Source organism: Microvirga sp. 2YAF29 (assembly GCF_052114605.1).
Lineage (GTDB): Bacteria > Pseudomonadota > Alphaproteobacteria > Rhizobiales > Beijerinckiaceae > Microvirga.
In genome coordinates this window covers 194,814-209,352 of record NZ_JBFRFB010000007.1, presented here as the reverse complement: position 1 = coordinate 209,352, position 14,539 = coordinate 194,814, and the positions used below count along the sequence as shown (strand labels likewise).

Sequence of the window (14,539 nt, the reverse complement as noted above, 5' to 3'; positions counted from 1 at the left end):
GGCGCCAAATGGGAGGAATGCAATTGCGGTCTAGAAGCATAGCCGGAGCGCTCCCGCTTATCGCGCCCGTGCACCTGCTGATTCTGAGCGTGATCGTCATTCCGGCGATTTACGTCGCGTGGTTGAGCCTGAACGAGTCGAGCTTCGGACGCGCGCCGGAATTTGTGGGCTTGGCGAACTATGTTCGCACGCTGACGGATCCGGCCTTCCATTCGGCGCTCTGGAACACGATCGTGCTGGTCGTCGTCGCGGTGCATATCGAACTGCTTGCCGCTCTCGGCATGGCGCTTCTCTTTGCCGGCGGTCTCCCGTTCCGTCGTATATTGCTGGTGGCGGTGCTTGCGCCTTACGCAGTCAGCGAAGTCGTCGCTGTGGCCATGTGGCGCTTCCTGTTCGATCCGGATATCGGACCCGTCAGCGTGGCACTCACTTCGCTTGGGCTTCCGATCCTGGATTGGTCGTTCGAGCCGCGCGATGCAATGCTGATGATCGGACTTCTGACGATCTGGATGCATCTGCCGTTCACGTTCATTATCCTCTATGCCGCACGCCTTGCAATTCCTCAGGATCTGTATGAAGCCGCCCGCATCGACGGCGGGACGCCGTGGCAGTTGTTCCGCCGTGTGACGGTTCCTCTGCTAGCGCCGGCCATTATCGTGGCGCTGCTGTTCCGCTATATCTTCGCCTTCCGCATGTTCTCGGAGGTGTGGCTGTTGACCCAGGGCGGGCCGGTGCGCTCGACCGAGGTGCTGGCCGTTTACCTCTACCGCGAGGCCTTCACCTACAACGCCTTCGGTACCGCTTCCGCCACCGCATGGATCATGGTCTTCGCCTCGCTGGTGCTTGGCCTCGGCTACGTTCTCATCCTTCGCAGGCAGGTGGCCGCCAATGCGCACTAATCGACTGATAACCAGTGCCGGGAAGACAGCGGCTGTCGTTACGATCCTCGTCTGGTCGCTATTTCCGATCGTCTTCATCGTCATGTCGTCGTTCAAACCGGGCCAGGACATCTTCGCCGTCCCGCCGAAATTCCTCTTCGAGCCGACGTTGCGGCATTACGAGACTCTCTGGACGAACTGGCGTGTCTTCTTCGAGGGGCTTTTCAATAGCACCGTCATCACGGCTGGCGCCACCGCGCTGTCGGTCATCGCCAGCACGTTCGCCGGCTATGCCTATTCGCGCAACAGTTCCCGCCTCCTCGAATCCAGCGTGTTCTTTCTCATTGCGGTTCGCCTCATCCCGCCGATCGTCGTCACCCTGCCGCTGTTCCCGATCGTCAATGCGCTCGGCCTCAACGACACGCATTTCATTCTCATCGTCCTCTACGCGACTTTCTTCGTCTCGCTCGGGACGGTGCTGATGCGCACCTTCATCGACCAGATTCCGCGTGAGCTGGACGAAGCCGCGCAGATCGACGGTGCCAAGCGTTTCACTATCCTGCGCAAGGTCATCATGCCGCTTGCCGCACCCGGCATCCTGGCAGTGGCGGTCTTCGTCGTGGTCTTCGCCTGGAACGAATACCTCTTTGCCTTCATCTTCACATCTACCAAGGCAAAGACCGCACCGCTTGTCATTTCCGAGATGATAGGCTCGATCGACGGTGTCGATTGGGGTGTGCTGTTCGCGGCCTCGACCGTGCAGCTTCTGCCGGTTCTGATCTTCGTTATTCTCATGAACCGCTATCTCGTGGCCGGCCTCACCGCAGGCGCGACCAAGGGTTAATACTGCAACCAAAACCAAACCGGGAGGAAACAAGAAATGTCATTCAACAATCTCACTCGCAGGCATTTTCTCGGCACTGCTGCCGCAGGCGCCGCGGTGCTGGCGGCGCGCCCATCTCTGGCCGCGTCGAAGACGCTGAACATTCTTAGCCACCGGGTTCACCAGACGGTATTGCAGCCGCAGGGCGGCGAAAACCTGCTGGCCGAATGGAGCAAGGCGCAGGACGCGGAGGCTGTGTTCTCCACTTTCGACTCCAACCCGCTTCAGGACCGCCTCTTCCGCGAGGCCGGCTTGTCTAAGACAGACTTCGGTGTCGGCTACATCATCGACAACCGGCCGACCTCGGACGTCGCCAAGCTGTTCACGCCGCTCGACGATCTGATGGCCAAGGATCCGATCGAGGATTACGAAGACATCGCAGCTGGCCTGCGCCAGGGCATGACCGTCGACGGCAAGCTGATCGGCATCCCGGTCCGTCACGCGACCGGCGGCCTTTTTTACAATGAAGCGCTGCTGGAGGAGGCGGGGATCTCGGCACCGGCCAAGACTCTCGAAGAGCTGGTGGAGCATACCAAGAAGCTCACCTTCACTTCGAAAAGCGGCACGCCGGTCGTGGGCATGATCATGGCGAGCGACCTCGCCATCTTCCCGGTCAGTTTCGCACGCGCTTTCGGCGGCGACTTCATCACCAGCGACTTCAAGCTTCTCCCGAACCCCGAGGCAATGGAGAAGGGACTCGCTGTTCTGAACGACATGTTCAAGGCTGGCGCTTTGCCGCGTTCTTACGCCACCACCAAGAACGACGACCAGGTGACATGGATGCAGCAGGGCCGCGCGGCCTACACGATGATCACCTTCGCCCGGTTCAAGCAGTTCAACGATCCGCAGCAGTCGCAATTCCCGGGCAAGATCAAGGCGGTGGCCTTCCCGGGTTCCGAAAGCCTGCCGGCCGGGAAGATGGCCGGCGTGACGGAATCCTGGGGTATGGCAATTCCGGCCAACTACCCGAACAAGGAACTGGCCTGGTCCTACATCAAAGAGGTCGCGTCCAAGCGCGTCACGCTCGGCATGGCGAAGAACGGGAATGGCCCGGTCCGTGTATCGACCTATGCCGATCCGGGCTTCGCCCAGTCGAACCCGCTGGCTGCCGTCGAGGCCGAAGTGCTGAAGTCCGCACGCGGCGCCTTCCCGCCTTTCCCGGAGGCCGCACGCGCTCAACAGTTCTTCCTTGAGGAGGTTCAACTCGCCGTCATCGGCCGCAAGCCCGTCAAGGAAGCTGTCGCTTCCATGCAGCAGCGCATCCAGCCGTTGCTGCCCAAGTAATCACTCAAATGGGAGGCCGGGCAATCGTCCCGCCTCCCATTTGGTAGGGATCGGCAACAAAGCCATGGATATCTTCGGAGGCTCCTCCTAAAATAAGGTCCGCTTACAAAGCCAAGCCAGGAGAGATCACGATGACGGCAGCCCACACATCAGCCCTACGGGATTATGTGAGCCGCTCGCCTGTCGTGCCGGTTGTCACCATTAACGATGCGCGGATCAGCATCGATCTCGCGCAGGCTATGGTCGAATCCGGGCTGTTCGTGATCGAGGTTACCTTGCGGACGCCCGCCGCGCTCGATGCCATCAACGCCATCGCCAAGGCAGTCCCTGATGCCATCGTGGCCGCCGGCACCATCCTTCATGCCAGTCAGATCGGCGAAGTGGCCGATGCCGGCGCCAAGTTCATCGTGACGCCCGGCACGCCTCCGAAACTGGCAGAGGCCTTGAGCCTCTCTCCCATCCCCGTGATGCCCGGCTGCGCCACCGTGTCGGAAGCCATGACGCTTTCGAGCCTGGGCTTTCAGATCCTAAAATTCTTCCCCGCAGCCGCTTCCGGCGGAACCGCTTGGCTCAAGGGCATTCAAGGACCTCTGCCGCAGCTCTCCTTCTGCCCGACCGGCGGCATCGACGTTGCCAATGCCGCATCTTATCTGGCGCTCCCGAATGTGGCCTGTGTCGGCGGGACCTGGGTCGCTCCGGCGGATGCGCTCAAGTCCGGCGATATGGCTGCTGTCAGGCGCCTTGCTTCTCAAGCGGCAGGCCTTCGCGCCCAAACCTGAACCATTCCCCGGCGCCTCCGTTGTGTACATGCGAACATGCAGGTGACAGGAGGAGTTCATGGTCGATTACCGGAAACTATTGGATGCGTTCGTCGGCGCCGTCAGCCGCTCCGAGCCGCATCAGGATCGACCTGAAGCCGCAGGCACGCCGACGGGTGGCCAGCCGAGCATGCGCGAGCAGCTTGAACAGAATGTCCGCCAGCTGAGCGGCCAATCGCCCGAGCAGCTGCTGCAGAAGGCCAAGGATCTCGCGGCTCAACATCCGGGCCTGACACAGGCCGCGCTGGTTGGCTTGGCGGGGCTGCTGTTCAAGGGGCGCAAGAAGGGCAAGATGACGGGCAACCTCGTGAAGCTCGGTGGCCTTGCGGTGATCGGTGGGCTTGCTTACCGAGCTTATCAGAGCCGCCAGGGCAGCCAGGAAATCGGAGGAACGCAAGGCTCTGTTCCGGCGCTGGCCGGCGGTGCATCTTCAAGTGAAGTTCTCAGCCCGCCTGAGCGGTCGCGGTTCCATCCGGTCTCGCAGACCGAGGATGATGCGCTTCTGTTCCTCAAGACCATGGTCGCGGCAGCTTCCGCCGATGGCCATATCGACGACGCTGAGCGGGCGCGCATCGTCAAAGGGATGACAGAGGCCGGCATCGATCCGGATTCGAGCCGCTGGCTCGATACGGAAATGGCTTCGCCTGCGGATGTCGAGGAGCTTGCGGGCAACGTCAACGATCCGGACAAGGCTGCTCAGGTCTATGCGGCCGCGCGGATCGCCATCGATCCCGACACGATTCAGGAGCGCGAATTCCTCAATCAGCTCGCCGGTGCTCTCGACATCGACCCCGCGACCCGTCGCCAGATCGATGATATGGCGGATTCCTTGGGCTGAGTGTCTAGAAAGGTGCGCGGGCGAGGGGCCTGATACTCTGGTACTTCACGAGCGTCTGCGCGCCGTTTCTCTCGTGGTAGCGCTTGCCGATCAGGAAGCCGAGCTCGGGCGAATAGAGATCCGTATGCTCCGACGTCGTCTTTCCGTCCGCGTTGAGATAGCGGTTGTGGACGGCATAGGCCTCGTATGTGCACGGCCCAAGCTCGACCTCCTCCATTCCGGTGACCGTCAGTTCCAGGGATATCAAAGCGCCTACTTTGCTGGGCGTGGCGGGAGCATAGGTTACTGCCCTGCGAGCCTTGAGAGCGAGCGGAAAAATGGTCCGCAGCTCTGAAACCGGAATCGATATGCTCTGCGTTGTCTCATCGAAGCGGCTGATGGGAAGCAGGCCCTTGTAATAGATGACATCCTGCTTCTTGCCGCCTGGATAATGATTCGTGACCTGGACGAAATGGTCGGAAGCTTGGCGCACCTCGGCCCGCGTGCCCTGCCGCTCCAGAACGAAGCCCTGCTTGGCCGTCTTGGCATCAGGGCACGTGCCGGCTAGGGCAGGGGCAGCGATGAGCGTGGCAAAAACGAAGAGAAATATCTGTTTGAACATATCCGGCCGGAGCTCTTTCGAAGTTCGCGCAATCATAGCCGGGAGCATGACTTGAAACAAGATTACAGATCTATTTGTATGATTTATTCGAAAGTCGGCTTGCGCGCGACGGCGTTTCGCATTCGAGTGCTGACGAAGGACGCTTGCGACAGGAACAGATGCTAACCCATGCCGGTTTTCCGGCTCCTGTTCCGCCCCAGATGAAGGCCGGAAGGCCTTGAGATTTCAAGAGGAGCACAGAATGGCTGGAAAGCCTCACCGCCTCACCCCCGATCAGCTCCGCTCGCGGCTCTGGTTCGACAACCCGGACAATCCGGGCATGACAGCGCTCTACCTCGAGCGTTACCTGAATTTCGGCCTGACGGGTAAGGAGCTTCAGGGCAAGAAGCCGATCATCGGCATCGCCCAGACCGGCTCGGATCTCTCCCCCTGCAACCGGCACCACCTCGAGCTTGCCAAGCGTGTGCGCGATGGCATCACAGCTGCGGGCGGCATCGCTTTCGAGTTTCCGTGCCACCCTATTCAGGAGACCGGCAAACGGCCCACCGCCTGCCTTGACCGCAACTTGGCCTATCTCTCCCTGGTCGAGGTTCTTTACGGCTATCCGCTCGACGGCGTCGTGCTGCTGACCGGCTGCGACAAGACCATGCCCGCCTGCCTCATGGCGGCGGCTACCGTGAACATTCCGGCGATCTCGCTCAATGTCGGCCCCATGCTCAACGGCTGGCACCATGGCGAGCGCACGGGCTCCGGCACCATCGTGTGGAAGGCGCGTGAGCGCCATGCCGCTGGCGATATCGACTACCAGCAGTTCATGGACATCGTGGGATCGAGCGCACCTTCCGTCGGTCATTGCAACACAATGGGCACTGCCTCGACCATGAATGCGCTGGCCGAGGCGCTCGGCATGGCGCTGCCGGGTTCTGCCGCCGTTCCGGCGCCGTATCGTGAGCGCGGCCAGATGGCTTATGAGACGGGCCTGCGCATCGTCGACATGGTGTGGGAGGATCTGAAGCCTTCCGACATCATGACCCGCGAAGCGTTCGAGAACGTGATCGTCGCCAACGCGGCCATCGGCGGTTCCACCAACGCGCCCATCCACATCAACGCCATCGCCAAGCATATCGGCGTGCCGCTCGATTGCGACGATTGGGAGCGCATCGGCTTCGAGATTCCGCTGCTGGTCAATGTGCAGCCGGCAGGCGAATATCTCGGCGAGGAATATTACCGCGCGGGCGGCCTGCCTGCGGTGATGGCCGAGCTGATCGGCGCGGGCAAGATTCACGAGAATGCCCCCACCTGCACCGGCACCACCATCGGCGAAAACTGCAAGGGCAAGTTCACCTGGGATCATGAGGTGATCCGCTCCTACGACAATCCGCTGAAGGAGAAGGCGGGCTTCCTGAACCTCAAGGGCACGCTGTTCGATTCCGCGATCATGAAGACGAGCGTGATCAGCCAGGAATTCCAGGAGCGCTACCTCAACAATCCTGACGATCCCAATGCGTTCGAAGGCCGTGTCGTCGTGTTCGACGGGCCTGAGGATTATCACCACCGCATCGACGATCCGTCACTCGACATCGACGAGCACACCATTCTTATCATGCGCGGCGCAGGACCCATCGGCTATCCGGGCGCGGCGGAGGTGGTGAACATGCAGCCGCCCGGCTCACTCATCCGGCGTGGCGTGCGGTCTCTGCCCTGTATCGGTGACGGTCGCCAATCCGGCACGTCGGGCACGCCGTCGATCCTCAACGCATCGCCTGAAGCTGCGGTCGGTGGCGGTCTCGCGTTGCTGCAATCAGGTGACCGCGTGCGCATCGATCTCAACAAGCGCAGCGCCGATATTCTGCTCTCCGCGGAAGAGTTGCAGAAGCGGCGCGCGGATCTCGAAGCACGTGGTGGTTATGCCTACCCGGCAAGCCAGACGCCGTGGCAGGAGATCCAGCGCTCGATGGTCGATCAGCTCTCGGAGGGCATGACGCTCAAGCCCGCCGTGAAATACCAGAAGGTCGCACAGACCTTCGGCGTACCGCGCGACAACCACTAGCGCGGCATAAGCCATGGCGGATCGGCTCAAAGGCAAGAAGGCGCTCGTGACGGCGGCGGGCCAAGGTATTGGCCGCGCCATCGCAGAGGCTTTTCTGCGTGAGGGTGCGAAGGTCTGGGCGGCGGATCTCGACGATGCGAAACTGCAAGGACTTGAGGGAGCAGAGCGCCGCAGGCTCGATGCTCTCTCAAGTGCGGATATAGCGTCGCTCGTCACAGATGCTGGATCGTTCGATGTGCTCGTCAACGCAGCGGGCTTTGTCCAGCACGGCAGCATTCTTGAATGCTCCGACGCGGATTGGGATTTCTCGTTCGACCTGAACGTGAAATCCATGCACCGCACGATCAAGGCGGTGCTGCCCGGCATGCTGGAGAAGGGCGCAGGCTCGATCGTCAACATCGCCTCCGGCGCGTCGTCCGTCCGCGGCATCCCGAACCGCTATGCCTATGGCGCGTCGAAGGCGGCGGTGATCGGCCTGACCAAGGCTGTCGCCGCCGATTTCATCAGACGCGGCATCCGCGCCAACGCCATCTGCCCCGGCACCGTCCAATCCCCGTCGCTCGACGAGCGCATCGCCGCGCAGGCCGAGAGTTCGGGCCAGAGCATCGATGCCGTTCGTCAGGCTTTCATCGACAGGCAGCCCATGGGGCGCCTCGGCACGCCGGAAGAAGTGGCGGCGCTTGCCGTTTATCTCGCATCCGATGAAGCGAGCTACACGACAGGGCAGATCCACTTAGTCGATGGCGGCTTTGCGCTTTAGGCCGGCGAGTACGGCGTTTCCGGCACAGGCGTGAGTGGTCCCTTGCCTTCGAACCACGACACCAGATTGTCAGCGACGAGCTGACCCATGGCGTTGCGGGTGTGGACGGAAGCGGAAGCGATGTGGGGCAGGAGAACGACCTGCTCCAAGTCGATCAGTTCCTGTCGGACGCGGGGCTCGTCCGGATAGACGTCGAGGCCTGCCGCCAGGATCGTGCCGGATTGCAGGGCGTCGATCAGCGCCTGTTCGTCCACAACGCTGCCGCGCGCCACGTTGATGAGCACTCCGTTGGGGCCGAGCGCCTTCAGGATATCGGCATTGATGAGATTTTGCGTCGCGGTGCCGCCCGGCGTGATCGCGATGAGGACATCGCAATCTTCCGCCATGCCCAGAAGTGTCGGATGATAGGGATAGGCGACGTCAGTCTGACGGTTGCGGCCGTGATAGGCAATGGCGACGCCGAAACCCTCGATCCGCGTGGCGATGGCCTTGCCGATCCGTCCCAGGCCTATGATGCCGACCTTGCGGCCTCGCAGCGTCGGCGAAAGAGGAAACGGCGCTTTCAACCAGCGGCCCTCTCGCAGATAGCGATCGGCCTGCGGGATCCTGCGCAGGGTCGCAAGCAGAAGCCCGATGGTGAGATCGGCGACCTCGTCATTCAGAACGTCCGGCGTATTGGTGACGATGATGTTGCGGCCCGCGGCCTCAGCCACGTCCACATTGTCGTAGCCGACACCGAAGCTCGAAACGATTTCGAGGTTGGGCAGGCTTTCGAACAATCGGCTATCCATGCGCCCATAAAGCGTACTGGTCGCCACGCCGCGAATGCGCGTGCCGATGTCGCGCAGGTAAGCTTCGGGATCGTCATACTCCCAAAGACGGTGGAGGGTGGAGGCCTTGTCCAGCGCCTCGATGACGACAGGCATCATGGGGGCTGTCATCAGGATGTCGGCTTTACTCATCCGGCTCTCTCCCAGTTATTTCTGCTTCTAGCCTATAACGCAGCGGGAGGATGCCCCGCCTCGCATGGCCTCATTGATGGTTTTGGCTTCCCGCTGAAGCGCCGCCTTCACATCCTGGGGCAGGTCGAGCCAGTGGCAACCGCGCAAAGCCGCCTCCAGTGCGTAGAGAGCATTCAGGTTTACCTGGCGCGGCATCATGAACTTGATGCGGCGGTAGGCTTCCACCGGGCCGATGGCGCGAAGCTCCTGAACCGTGCGGATACCGGCTTCCGCAAGCCAGCCCTCGGTCACGGGACCGAGGCCGGGGAGGCTGCTGACAGGTGCATCGTTCATGGACTCAGGCTACTTTTCGGGCGCGTTCACGGGAGAGCAAGTAAAGCCCCGATGCGATGACGATGCCAGCCCCGACGAAGGTCCATAGATCGGGCCAGTCGCCGAAGATGAGGTAGCCGAGCGCCAGCATCCAAATGATCTGGGTGTAGATGAAGGGTGCGAGGATTGCCGCCGGCGCCCGGGAGTGAGCCAGCACGAGCATCCATTGTCCGAAGGTTGCCCCCGCGCCGATGGAGATCAAGCCGATCCAGGTGGCAAGCGTCGGGGGCGCTGTCCAGAAGAAGGGGATGGCGGGGGCCAGGAGAATAACCCCGGCGACTGAGGAATAGAGCATCGTGGTCGCCGTGGAATCGCGCGAGGCGAGCATACGGGTCACGATGATGAAGAGCGCATAGCAGATGGCGTTCGCGATGGAGAGCAGCACGGCCGGGTGCATCAGGCCCATGCCGGGCCGCGTGATGATGAGAACCCCGATAAAACCGACACCGATGGCGATGAGACGGCGCTTGCCCACCCATTCCCCGAGAAACGGCCCGGCCAGAAGGGCCACGATGAGGGGAGTCGCGAAAGTGATCGAGGTCGTCTCGACGAGCTGCAGATATTTCAGGGCGATGAAATTACAGATGGTCGAGCCGAGCAGCAGGAGCGACCGCAGGAGCTGCAGGGGAAGCCTTCTGGACCGCAGCACGCCGGGCGTGTTGTGCGGATTGATGACGAGAGCCGTCATGAAGGCGCCGGACAGATAGCGCGCCCAGACAGTCACGACCGGGTCCATGGATTGGTTGACCCATTTCGCTATCGTGTCCGTGCAGGAAAAGCAGAAGATCGTCGCGCACATGAGCGCGATGCCTGTCCAGCGGCGCTGGTCGGACAGGGTTCTGTCGGTGGGCGAGGAGATTGCAGGATTGGCCATTACGGCAATGCTAGCCGCTCGCCCTGTTCAGGACGAGTGCCAAAGCCGCACGGCCCTCCTGCGTTCAGGGCAGAGGTTCAGGGGGGATTGTCAGGCGGTCGCGACCATGACGGGCTCTTCGCTGCCGAGGTCTTCCAGGTCGTCGTCTGCCTCGAAGCCGGTCTGGTCGGCGCCCGTGAGGCCGGCGAGGTTCTTTGCGGCCTTGCGCAACAGCTTGCGAAGACGCTTGCGGTCCTTGTTGTCGAAGCCCGCAAGAAGCTCTCCTTCGACCTCAGCCCAAAGGGCGTCGATGGAGGCGGCCTTGCGTTTGCCTTCCTTGGTGAGCTTCACGCGCACGACGCGCGCATCGCCCGGCTCCGTATGACGCTCGACGAGTTTCAGGGTGGAAAGGCGGGAAACCGTCTTCGAAGCGGTGGGGGGACGCACGCGCAGGATGGCGGCGAGGTCGCCCATGGTCATGGGGCCGGAGCTTGCGAGAGCCTGGAGAACCTGCTCCTGGCCCGCGAAAAGACCCAGTTCCGAGAGCTTGTCGCCCGTGCGGCTGCGATGCAGGCGCGAGGTTTGGACCAGGGCCCAGCCGACGCTTTTGATGCCCGGATGCACGATGTCCTTGTCCATGTCTTCCCCCATTATGAGCGACCGTGCAGGAACCATGTGCCGGAACTCGTGACGTTTCGATGACAGAAAGATAACAAATCGGAGAACCCACAGGCACGCCTGCCGATCATGTGCTCCGGGACACAGCGCTCTCATGCCACCGCCGCAAAAGAAACTGCGTCAGGGCACTTAAGCAAAGAAATAGAGTAACGCCCAAAACCGCCAAAAGGACAAGGGCTGCGAAAAGACGGGGGATATTGAGACGGTACTGGCTTTCGATGATGCGATAGGCGAGGCCCGAGCCGGCCCCTGCGGAGCCTGCCGCCATTTCGGCCACCACGGCGCCGACGAGGGACAGGCCGCCCGCGATCCGCAACCCCGCAAGGAAAGCGGGCAGGGCGGCAGGGCGGCGCAGATACCAGAGCGCTTTCAGACGCGCCTGAAGGCGGGCGATCCGATCCTGGCGTGCGGGAGCGCCATAAAGTTGAAACAGCTCCAGAAGATTCCTGTCGACGGATTGCAGGCCCAGCATGGTGTTGGACAGCATGGGAAAGAAGGCGACGAGCCAGGCGCAGGCCAGCACCGCCAGATCCTGCCGTATATAAATGAGAAGCAGGGGTGCGATGGCGATGACGGGCGTCACCTGCAGCACGACGGCGAAAGGGTAGAGCGAATATTCGACGACGCGCGAGAGACTTAAGGTGACAGCGAGCGCTACGCCGCCGATGACCGCGAGGGCAAGCGCAATGAGCGTGGTCTCGACGGTGACGAGAAGCGATGCGGACAGAAGCGCCCGGTCGCTCCACATCGTTGCGGCGATCAGGCTCGGTGCGGGGAGGATATAGGGCGGAATTTCCTGAAGCCGCACGGCTGCCTCCCAGGCAGCGATGGCCAGCAGAATGACGGCGATTGGCAGAATGATCCTGAGCGTTTTCCAGGTACGGATCATCGCAAATCCTCCCCGTGCATCGCCGTCATGAGCGCATGAGAAACATCGCGGCAGAGTTCCGCATAAAGCAGGCTGGTGCGAAACTCGTCACCACGCGTTCGTTGCGGCTCGCCTGCGATCTCCGTGACGATGCGACCGGGGCGCGGCGACAGGATGGCGATGCGGTTCGAGAGATAGGCGCTCTCGTAAACCGAATGCGTTACGAACACGATGGTGCAGCGGAGCGTGTTCTGAAGCGCGAGAAGATCGTCGTTCAGCTTGAAGCGCGTGATCTCGTCGAGAGCCGCGAACGGCTCATCCATCAAGAGTAATTTCGGATCGACGATCAGTGCGCGGGCAATCGACACCCGCATCTTCATGCCGCCGGAGAGTTCACGCGGATAGGCTTTCGCGAAATCCTGCAAGCCGACGAGGGACAGGCATTCCGCAATCCGGTCCCTCGCGTCGCGCTTTGGGATACCGCGCAGGCGTAAGGGGAGCCATACATTGTCGGCCACATTGGCCCATGGCATCAGGGTCGGTTCCTGAAAGACGAAACCGATCTCGCCGCGATGATCCGCATGCGATGCTCCCGGCCAAACGATGCTGCCGGATGTCGGATCGGCAAGTCCTGCGATCAGGCGAAGCACCGTCGATTTCCCGCAGCCGGAGGGACCCAGAAGAGAGATGAAATCTCCGATGCGTATATCGAGGCCGAGACCTTCAAGCGCCGTCACGCCATTGGCGAATGTCTTCGAGACGCCGTGCAGGGACACGAGCGTGGAAGCGGTCTCAGTCATGGCACGTGCAGCGCTGCACAAGGCGCGATCCTTATTGCTTCTTGAGATCGAGGCCGACGCCCTTGTTCACGAATTGCAGCGTGTATGCCTTCGTGTAATCGAGATCGGCCTTGAAGAGTCCGGCCTTCACCATCTTCTCGAAGAAGTCCTTCATGCGTGCATCCGACATGGCGCCGATGCCGAGGCTCAACGCATCGCCTGAATCGACGATGCCGTATTCCTTCATTTTGGCGCGCGAATAGGCGAGAAGTTCATCGGTCATTTCCGGGTTGTCGCGCTTGATGAGCGCGTTCGCCTTGGAATTGTCACTATTGAGATAATTGTACCAGCCGATGGTCGAGGCGTCGACGAAGCGCTGCACCAGATCCGGGTCCTTCTCCACGATCTCGCGGCGCGTCTCGACCGTGGTCGAGTAGGTACTGAAGCCGTGATCCGCGAGCAGGAACACATTCGGCTTGAAGCCGGCGGCCTGCTCGATCACGAGCGGCTCGGAGGTTGCATAGCCCTGTTGGACGGCCTGCTTGTTCGCGATGAAGGGCGCGGGGTTGAAACCGTAGGGCTTCATCTGCTCGTCCTTGAAGCCGAACTCGACCTTCATCCACTGATAGAAGGTGGCAAAGCCGTCCTTCGACAGGAGAATGTCGTTCGATTTTTTCAAGTCCTCGAACGTGTCGAGGCCCTGTCCCGGATGACTGAGAAGGACCTGCGGCTCCTTCTGGAAATGGGCTGCGACGACGACCGTCGGGATATTCTTCTCGACCGCCGAAAAGCCCTGAATGAGGCTGCCGCCCATATAGAAGTCGAGCTTGCCGACGCTCATGAGCATGCGGTTGTTGGCGCGCGGGCCGCCGGGAACGATGGAGACCTTCAGACCGTACTTTTCGTAAGTGCCGTCGGCGAGGGCTTGGTAATAGCCGCCATGCTCTCCCTGAGCGAGCCAGTTGGTGCCGAAGGTCACCTCACGCAACGGCTGCTGCGCCACGGCGGAGCCGCCAAGGCAGATCGCCAGAAAACCGGCCAACCAAGCGTTCAGCTTCATCACTTAACCTCATGACACCGGCAGGCATGGGCCTGCCCTCAAGGCAGAGCTTCTGCGCGGTTCAGGCGTGCTTGGCAAGGTCACAATGCAAGGTCAGTGGAGGGGACGGGAATCCAGAGTGCTGTGCTTGTGGGTGGATCCCCTTCCCTCGCTTCGCTGGGCCTAAGGATGACACGGATTTGTCTGTCAAAGAACATGTGGGAACGGCCTCGCGGCGTGTTTCGCCCGAGGGTTATTGGGTCGAGGGAGGGCGCGAGGAGGCGTCCGGCTCGTGTGTGTGTTTGTGTTGAGAACCTGACGGCTCCCCGCGCACGGTTTTTTTAGGCGTACACCGCGTCTTGCAGCGGAGGGCCTCCTGTCAACGGGCTTGCGACACCCACAGCAGGACCGTGCCCGATCCCACAATCACGACGCCTCGCGAGCGCGCCCCTCGGTGGATCAGGCTGTGCCAACCATAGCCAAGGTTAGGAGGATTGTCAAGAACAAATGCAGAACATGACGGTGCGCCTACCTCACCTCAAGCCGTCATCCCGGACGGAGCGCAGCGCAGATCCGGGATCGTCATCAGAAAAGAGCGCTGTCATTCCGGGGCCGCGCCGTAGGCGTGGAAACCCATAACCACGGCGTTGCAAGAAAAGCGCTTCGATCTGCACAGCCTTATCCTGTACCTGCGGTGGTTATGGGTTCCGGGCTCTCGCTCATGCTCGCCCCGGAATGACAGAGAGGCGTGCTCGGTTCTGCACCCGATCCCGGATCGGCTTGCGCCGTCCGGGATGACTGCTTGGTGTCATTCGCGCGTCATCGCCGGCCTTGGGTCGGTGATCGCGATGATCTGAAGCACTGCGCCCTTCCGAA

At 61.6% G+C, this 14,539-nt stretch carries 15 protein-coding genes; 7 read left to right on the top strand and 8 right to left on the bottom strand.

Going from position 1 to position 14,539, the window contains the following annotated elements:
* The first annotated feature begins 23 nt into the window (after positions 1–23).
* From AB4Y85_RS11940 to AB4Y85_RS11920, 5 genes are all read left to right on the top strand, one after another.
* Positions 24–899, top strand: coding sequence for a carbohydrate ABC transporter permease (locus tag AB4Y85_RS11940; protein ID WP_441985113.1), 876 nt, complete (start codon positions 24–26; stop codon positions 897–899).
* Entirely contained in the window at positions 889–1,722 is an 834-nt protein-coding gene (locus tag AB4Y85_RS11935) for a carbohydrate ABC transporter permease (RefSeq protein WP_441985112.1), read from the top strand. The genes AB4Y85_RS11940 and AB4Y85_RS11935 overlap by 11 nt, the downstream gene beginning before the upstream one ends.
* 36 nt (positions 1,723–1,758) lie before the next feature.
* Entirely contained in the window at positions 1,759–3,045 is a 1,287-nt protein-coding gene (locus AB4Y85_RS11930; protein ID WP_441985111.1) for an ABC transporter substrate-binding protein, read from the top strand.
* Between the two features lie 131 nt (positions 3,046–3,176).
* A complete protein-coding gene (eda, locus tag AB4Y85_RS11925; RefSeq protein ID WP_441985110.1) occupies positions 3,177–3,824 on the top strand; it encodes a bifunctional 4-hydroxy-2-oxoglutarate aldolase/2-dehydro-3-deoxy-phosphogluconate aldolase in 648 nt (215 codons plus the stop codon).
* 58 nt (positions 3,825–3,882) lie between these two features.
* On the top strand, positions 3,883–4,701 hold the full coding sequence (locus AB4Y85_RS11920) for a tellurite resistance TerB family protein (protein WP_441985109.1): 819 nt from the start codon (positions 3,883–3,885) through the stop codon (positions 4,699–4,701).
* A gap of 4 nt (positions 4,702–4,705) precedes the next feature.
* Here the strand turns inward: AB4Y85_RS11920 and AB4Y85_RS11915 are convergent, their stop codons facing one another.
* Positions 4,706–5,302 (bottom strand): hypothetical protein, encoded by a 597-nt coding sequence (locus AB4Y85_RS11915; RefSeq protein ID WP_441985108.1) that lies wholly within the window; start codon positions 5,300–5,302, stop codon positions 4,706–4,708.
* A 241-nt stretch (positions 5,303–5,543) separates the two neighbouring features.
* Between AB4Y85_RS11915 and AB4Y85_RS11910 the strand changes: the two genes are divergently transcribed.
* Entirely contained in the window at positions 5,544–7,352 is a 1,809-nt protein-coding gene (locus AB4Y85_RS11910; protein WP_441985107.1) for an IlvD/Edd family dehydratase, read from the top strand.
* Between the two features lie 13 nt (positions 7,353–7,365).
* The gene (locus tag AB4Y85_RS11905) at positions 7,366–8,112 is read left to right on the top strand and encodes an SDR family oxidoreductase (protein ID WP_441985106.1); all 747 of its coding nucleotides are present in this window, start codon (positions 7,366–7,368) and stop codon (positions 8,110–8,112) included.
* Here the strand turns inward: AB4Y85_RS11905 and AB4Y85_RS11900 are convergent.
* From AB4Y85_RS11900 to AB4Y85_RS11870, 7 genes are all read right to left on the bottom strand, one after another.
* Positions 8,109–9,074, bottom strand: a complete 966-nt coding sequence (locus AB4Y85_RS11900; protein WP_441985105.1) for a 2-hydroxyacid dehydrogenase — start codon at positions 9,072–9,074, stop codon at positions 8,109–8,111. The genes AB4Y85_RS11905 and AB4Y85_RS11900 overlap by 4 nt on opposite strands.
* Before the next feature lie 27 nt (positions 9,075–9,101).
* Positions 9,102–9,407, bottom strand: a complete 306-nt coding sequence (locus AB4Y85_RS11895) for a TfoX/Sxy family protein (protein WP_441985104.1) — start codon at positions 9,405–9,407, stop codon at positions 9,102–9,104.
* 4 nt (positions 9,408–9,411) lie between these two features.
* Positions 9,412–10,320 carry a DMT family transporter gene (locus tag AB4Y85_RS11890; protein WP_441985103.1) on the bottom strand — a complete coding sequence of 303 codons (909 nt, stop codon included), beginning with the start codon at positions 10,318–10,320 and terminating at the stop codon, positions 9,412–9,414.
* A 90-nt stretch (positions 10,321–10,410) separates the two neighbouring features.
* Positions 10,411–10,938, bottom strand: a complete 528-nt coding sequence (locus AB4Y85_RS11885; RefSeq protein WP_441985102.1) for a MarR family winged helix-turn-helix transcriptional regulator — start codon at positions 10,936–10,938, stop codon at positions 10,411–10,413.
* Between the two features lie 106 nt (positions 10,939–11,044).
* A complete protein-coding gene (locus AB4Y85_RS11880) occupies positions 11,045–11,866 on the bottom strand; it encodes an ABC transporter permease (protein ID WP_441985101.1) in 822 nt (273 codons plus the stop codon).
* Positions 11,863–12,645 carry an ABC transporter ATP-binding protein gene (locus AB4Y85_RS11875; RefSeq protein WP_441985100.1) on the bottom strand — a complete coding sequence of 261 codons (783 nt, stop codon included), beginning with the start codon at positions 12,643–12,645 and terminating at the stop codon, positions 11,863–11,865. Before AB4Y85_RS11875 ends, AB4Y85_RS11880 begins: the two co-directional genes overlap by 4 nt.
* A 31-nt stretch (positions 12,646–12,676) precedes the next feature.
* On the bottom strand, positions 12,677–13,684 hold the full coding sequence (locus AB4Y85_RS11870; protein ID WP_441985099.1) for an ABC transporter substrate-binding protein: 1,008 nt from the start codon (positions 13,682–13,684) through the stop codon (positions 12,677–12,679).
* Positions 13,685–14,539 lie beyond the last annotated feature (855 nt).

Bases quoted from the DNA above. Each gene is read 5' to 3' on its own strand.
- AB4Y85_RS11880 (WP_441985101.1), bottom strand. From the start codon at position 11,866: ATGATCCGTACCTGGAAAACGCTCAGGATCATTCTGCCAATCGCCGTC.
- eda (WP_441985110.1), top strand. From the start codon at position 3,177: ATGACGGCAGCCCACACATCAGCCCTACGGGATTATGTGAGCCGCTCG.
- AB4Y85_RS11885 (WP_441985102.1), bottom strand. From the start codon at position 10,938: ATGGACAAGGACATCGTGCATCCGGGCATCAAAAGCGTCGGCTGGGCC.
- AB4Y85_RS11875 (WP_441985100.1), bottom strand. From the start codon at position 12,645: ATGACTGAGACCGCTTCCACGCTCGTGTCCCTGCACGGCGTCTCGAAG.
- AB4Y85_RS11905 (WP_441985106.1), top strand. From the start codon at position 7,366: ATGGCGGATCGGCTCAAAGGCAAGAAGGCGCTCGTGACGGCGGCGGGC.
- AB4Y85_RS11900 (WP_441985105.1), bottom strand. From the start codon at position 9,074: ATGAGTAAAGCCGACATCCTGATGACAGCCCCCATGATGCCTGTCGTC.
- AB4Y85_RS11870 (WP_441985099.1), bottom strand. From the start codon at position 13,684: ATGAAGCTGAACGCTTGGTTGGCCGGTTTTCTGGCGATCTGCCTTGGC.
- AB4Y85_RS11910 (WP_441985107.1), top strand. From the start codon at position 5,544: ATGGCTGGAAAGCCTCACCGCCTCACCCCCGATCAGCTCCGCTCGCGG.
- AB4Y85_RS11930 (WP_441985111.1), top strand. From the start codon at position 1,759: ATGTCATTCAACAATCTCACTCGCAGGCATTTTCTCGGCACTGCTGCC.
- AB4Y85_RS11915 (WP_441985108.1), bottom strand. From the start codon at position 5,302: ATGTTCAAACAGATATTTCTCTTCGTTTTTGCCACGCTCATCGCTGCC.
- AB4Y85_RS11920 (WP_441985109.1), top strand. From the start codon at position 3,883: ATGGTCGATTACCGGAAACTATTGGATGCGTTCGTCGGCGCCGTCAGC.
- AB4Y85_RS11890 (WP_441985103.1), bottom strand. From the start codon at position 10,320: ATGGCCAATCCTGCAATCTCCTCGCCCACCGACAGAACCCTGTCCGAC.
- AB4Y85_RS11935 (WP_441985112.1), top strand. From the start codon at position 889: ATGCGCACTAATCGACTGATAACCAGTGCCGGGAAGACAGCGGCTGTC.
- AB4Y85_RS11895 (WP_441985104.1), bottom strand. From the start codon at position 9,407: ATGAACGATGCACCTGTCAGCAGCCTCCCCGGCCTCGGTCCCGTGACC.